Genomic DNA, 4,975 nt, shown 5'->3' with positions numbered 1-4,975 from the left:
TATGTCCCTACACGACGCTCTTCCGAGTTGCGTCGGCTGCGGTGGTGACGTCTCCCGCGGCGCCGGTCGCGCCGTCGGCACCCGCGTCACCAGCGGGCTGCGCCGCCTCCGGCTGCGGTTCGGTCGCCGCGGCGTCCGGCCCGCCGGCGTCCGCGTCCGGCGCGTCCTCAGCTGCCACCTCGGCAGCGGCGGGCGTGGACGGCGCCGTCGTGTGCCCCTCGAGCACACCGCGCAGGTCGTTGAGGTACTTGGTGATGTCCTCGCGCTGACGGGTGAGGTCGGCGATCTCCGCACGCAGTGTGTCGCGCTCGGCGCGCGCCGCCTCGGCGGCCTCGCGCACGAGGCGGTCGGCCTCCGCGCGGGCGTCGGACAGGACGTGCTCGGCCTCGGCGCGGGCGTGCTCCATCCGCCGTGCGGCCGCGGCGTCGGCGTCGGCGATGACGGCCTCGGTACGGGACATCGCCTCGGCCAGGCGGGCCTCGGCCTCCGCCGCCCGGCGCTCGGTCTCCTCGGTGAGCGCGGTCGTCGCCGCACGCGCCTCGGCGTGCGCCTCGGCGGCGGCCCGCTCCGCCTCCTCCCGCAGCGTGGCGGCGTCCAGCTCGGCCTGGCGACGCAGCTGCTCCGCCTCGGAGCGCGCCTGCTCGAGGGCGGCGTCCGCCTCCTGGCGCAGCCGCGTGGCCTCGGCCCGGGCCTCGGCGACCTCCTGCTCGGCCGCCGAGCGCAGCTCGAGCACCTCCCGCTCGGCGGTGGCCCGGGCCAGCGCCAGCTCACGGTCGAGGTCCGCCCGCCGGTGCTGCTCCTCGTCCCGCACCGTCTCGCGCACCCGGGCCGCCTCCCGCTCCGCGGAGGAGACGACCTCCTCCGCCTTGCGCTGGGCCACCTCGAGGGTGGACGCGGCCTCACGGTCGGCCGTCGACACCGTCTCCTCGGCGGTGCGGCGGGCTGCGGCGATGCGGGAGGCCGCCTCGGTCTCGGCCCGCTCGGTCAGCTCGGCCGCGCGTCGCTCCGCCTGGGCCAGCGCCTCGGCGGCCTGCTCACGCGCGCGCTCGACGACCCCGGCGGACTGCTCCTCGGCGGAGCGCAGCAGCAGCTCGATCCGCGCCCCGAGGCCGGCGTACGTGGGACGCTCCCGCTCACGCAGCTCCCGCTGCGCCTGGGCCAGCTCACCGGAGAGCCGCATCACCCGCTCGTCCAGCGCGGCGACCTGCTGGCGAGCGGTGGCGAGCGCGGTCTCCAGGGCGTGCACCCGCTGGTCCACCTGGGCGCGGTCGTACCCGCGCATGACCACCGGGAAGCCGGTCTGGTCCTCGCTCATCGCATCCTCCTGGTCGCTCCGTCGATGCCGGGCACAGCCTAGCCGGGGGCCGGGAACGGCCCGCGGCGCTACGCTTCCCGCCCCGGATCATCGCACTTCGGTCACAACTCGATAACGCCAGGCGTGGCGTCCCGGTCTATCCTGGGATGTCGCACCCGCGCCCTGCCTGGAGGAATTCGCCCCCCGTGTCCCGACGCAGACTGCCCCTGCTGCTCGCCGTCATCGGCGTGGTCGTCATCGCCGTCTCGGTGATCGCCGCCTCGGTGGTGCGCTCCTCCGACACCGCGACCCTCCGGCTCGGGGAGCACCCCGACGTCCCGGTGGTCATCACCGAGCCCGGTGTGCTCGACGCCGTCGACCCCCGGGTCACCGTGCGGGCCACCGCGCAGGACGACGCCCCCGTGGTCCTCGCCGTCGGCCGCACCGCCGAGGTCGAGGCCTGGCTCGGCGACGCCGACCACGCGCGGGTCACCGGCCTGTCCTCGTGGGAGGAGCTGACGGTCGAGGTCGTCACCGGCACCGAGCCGACCGACCCCGCGGAGCCTGCCGACGCCCCCGGCGAGCCGACCGAGGCCCCCACCGAGGAGCCCACGGCGCAGGTCCCCGACGCCGACCCGACCGCCCTGCCCAACCCCGCCGGCTCCGACCTCTGGGTCGCCGAGGCCGTGGGGACGGGGTCGGCCGAGCTCACCTGGATCGACACCCCGGGGCGCTGGAGCCTGGTCGCCGCGACCGACGGCACCGGCCCGGCACCGGAGATCGAGCTCGAGTGGGGCCGCCAGGTGAGCACCCCGTGGCTGGTGCCCGGGATCGTCGTCGGGGCGATCGTGCTCGTCGCCGGGGCGACGATGTTCGTCCTCGACCTCCTGGCCCGCCGCGAGCAGCGACGGCGTGACGAGGCCCGCCGGCAGGAGGAGGACGAGACCCGTCCGCGGGTGAGCGTCACCGACACCGACCCGACCGGCGAACGGCTCACCCGGCGCCAGATCCGCGAGATGGAGCGCGCCATGGCCCGCGCCGACCGGGAGCGACGTGCCGGGGAGTCGGTGGCGCCCATCCCCCTCGCGGGTACGGGCAGCGCCGGCAGCGCAGACACCGGCGACACCGGCACCGACGACGCCGGGACGACGGCGCGCTGGTTCGCCCGGTCCGCCGGTCGCGACACGGCCGCGGCCGACGCCGCCGGCGAGCGCCCCGACCAGGACCAGGACGGGGCCGGGCCGCCCACGGACCGGACCGCAGCCGACGCGGTGCAGGACGGACCCGGCCGACGCGACGAGAGCCCTGCCGAGCCCAGCGCGTCGCCCGACGTGGCGACCGGGGCGACCGACGTCCCCACCGGGGCGCCCGCCGGAGCCACCGACTCGGCCGCCGAAACCACCGACTCGACCGCCGCACCCACCACCGAGTCGCCGGACGAGCCGACCAGGGCGTCCGACGAGCCGGCCGGCTCGCCCGAGGAGCGTGGTGACACCGGGCCGGACGCAACGCCCCGGACCGCGGACGGGGGGACGACCGGCGCCGCGCCGGGCACCCTGTCGTGGCGGTCCGTGTGGGGCTTCGGCGGGGCCGCCACCGGGGAGACACCGCCGGGGTCTGCCCCATCAGCCGACCAGGACGACGAGGGAGAGGAGCGACGATGACCGGCAGCACGCGCAGGCACACGGGCGCCCGGCTGGCCGCCGGCGCCGTCACCACCGTCCTGCTCCTCGCGGGCTGCGCGGGCGAGGTGCCCCAGCCCGAGCCGGAGCCCGCGGCCACCGCCCCGCAGCCGGTGCTCGACGAGGACCGCATCGAGCGGATCCTCCAGGACGTCCAGGAGACGATCGAGACCGCCGACGCCGAGCTGGACCCCGAGCTCCTCACCGACCGGGTCACCGGCCCGGCGCTGGCGATGCGCGACGCCGAGTACCGGCTGAGCACCGCCTCGGGCGGGGAGCGGACCCCCACCCCGCTCACCACGAGCAGCCAGGTGGAGGTCGTGGCCGCGACCGACGAGTGGCCGCGCTCGCTCTACGTCGTCTCCCACGTCCCGGACGACGCCAACCTCCCGCTGCTGCTCGTCCTCACCCAGGAGAGCCCGCGCAACCAGTACAAGCTCTGGTACTGGACGACGCTGCTCCCCGGCGTGCAGACGCCGAGCACCGCCAACCCGCAGGCCGGCAGCCCCCCGCTGGCGCCGGACGCCGAGGGGCTGCGCCTCACCCCCGAGCAGACCGTCGCGGCCTACGCCGAGCTGCTCGCCGACCCGGACGGCGGCAACGCCGAGCTCTTCGCCGAGGACCCGTTCCGCACCGGCTACGCCGAGATGATCCGCGCGCTGCGCTCCACCGTCGAGGTGGCCGGTGAGGTCGAGGAGTCCTACGCCGTGCGCGAGGGCACCGTCTCCGCGATGGAGACGGCCGAGGGCGGCGCCGTCGTCGTCGGGGTGATCGACGCGAAGATCACCCTCACCCGCACCGTCGAGGGCTCCACGCTGGAGGCCGGTGGCGACATCGGGCTGCTCATCGGGGAGCGTCCCCGCATCGAGGGGGCGGCCCACGCCCACTACCTCATGCCGGTCGCCTTCCACGTGCCGCCCGCGGACAGCGAGGAGCCGGTCGGTGTGCTCGGCGCCGTCCACGTCCTGGCCAACGTCGCGCTCACCGAGCCGGTGGATGAGGAGGCGGACGACGGCGAGGGGTAACGTCGTCCCAGGACCTGCTGCGTAGAGAAGGACAGTGATGAGCCAGCCCTCCATCAACCTGCACGGTGCCGTCGACCTGTCGGCCCTCGCCCGCCCGGCGCAGGCACCCGACCAGGCACAGGCCGGACCGGTGAGCGACGCGGCCGTCGTCGTCGACGTCACCGAGGCCACCTTCCAGCGCACCGTCGAGACGTCGATGCAGGTGCCGGTCGTCCTGGAGGTCTGGGCGTCCTACGCCCAGGGCCCCTCCGAGGTGCTCGCCAAGGTCGCCGCCGAGTACGGCGGCCGGTTCCAGCTCGCCCGGGTCGACGCCCAGACCAGCCCGCAGATCGCGCAGGCGCTGCAGGTGCAGGCGGTGCCCACCGTCGTGGCCATCGTCCGTGCCCAGCCCATCCCGCTCTACCAGGGCGACTACCCCGAGGAGCAGGTGCGCGCGGTCGTCGACGAGGTGCTGCGCGTGGCCGCCCAGGCCGGGGTCACCGGCACGGTCGGCGGCGGGGCGAGCGACCCGGACGCCACGGCCACGCCGCCCGAGCCCCCGCTGCCGCCCCTCCACCAGGAGGCGCTGGAGGCCATCGAGCGGGAGGACTACGAGGCCGCTGCCGACGCCTACCGCCGCGCGCTCAAGGAGAACCCCGCCGACCACGAGGCCAGCGCCGCGCTGGCCCAGGTCGAGCTCATCATGCGCACCGCGAGCAGCGGCGGCATGCAGGCCGTCGTCGCCGCACAGGACGCCCCGCCGACCGACGTCGCCGCCCACCTGGCCGCCGCCGACGCCGAGGTCGCCGCCGGGAACCACGAGGCCGCCTTCCAGCGGCTGCTCGCCGTCGTGCGGGCGACGGCCGGGGACGACCGCGAGGAGGCCCGCAAGCGCCTCGTGGAGTACTTCGAGATCGTCGGCAGCGCCGACCCGGCGGTCGCCCAGGCGCGCCGCGACCTCGCCTCCGCGCTCTACTAGCCCGGCACGCCCGCAG

Annotated in this window: 3 protein-coding genes; all 3 read left to right on the top strand. The window is 76.4% G+C overall.

Going from position 1 to position 4,975, the window contains the following annotated elements; genetic code table 11:
* The first annotated feature begins 1,500 nt into the window (after positions 1-1,500).
* Genes Q0195_RS09240 through Q0195_RS09230 form a run of 3 tightly spaced genes read left to right on the top strand, consistent with a single transcriptional unit; the run spans position 1,501 to position 4,959 of the window.
* Complete coding sequence (locus tag Q0195_RS09240) at positions 1,501-2,958, top strand: hypothetical protein (RefSeq protein ID WP_299277430.1); 1,458 nt, start codon at positions 1,501-1,503, stop codon at positions 2,956-2,958.
* Entirely contained in the window at positions 2,955-4,001 is a 1,047-nt protein-coding gene (locus tag Q0195_RS09235) for a hypothetical protein (RefSeq protein WP_299277427.1), read from the top strand. The genes Q0195_RS09240 and Q0195_RS09235 overlap by 4 nt, the downstream gene beginning before the upstream one ends.
* 37 nt (positions 4,002-4,038) lie before the next feature.
* Positions 4,039-4,959 carry a tetratricopeptide repeat protein gene (locus tag Q0195_RS09230; protein ID WP_299277425.1) on the top strand — a complete coding sequence of 307 codons (921 nt, stop codon included), beginning with the start codon at positions 4,039-4,041 and terminating at the stop codon, positions 4,957-4,959.
* Positions 4,960-4,975: the final 16 nt, after the last annotated feature.

Origin of the sequence: uncultured Georgenia sp. (assembly GCF_937958535.1) — a bacterium.
GTDB lineage: Bacteria > Actinomycetota > Actinomycetes > Actinomycetales > Actinomycetaceae > Oceanitalea.
This window is presented reverse-complemented; position numbering and strand designations above follow the sequence as displayed.

Bases quoted from the DNA above. Each gene is read 5' to 3' on its own strand.
- Q0195_RS09235 (WP_299277427.1), top strand. From the start codon at position 2,955: ATGACCGGCAGCACGCGCAGGCACACGGGCGCCCGGCTGGCCGCCGGC.
- Q0195_RS09230 (WP_299277425.1), top strand. From the start codon at position 4,039: ATGAGCCAGCCCTCCATCAACCTGCACGGTGCCGTCGACCTGTCGGCC.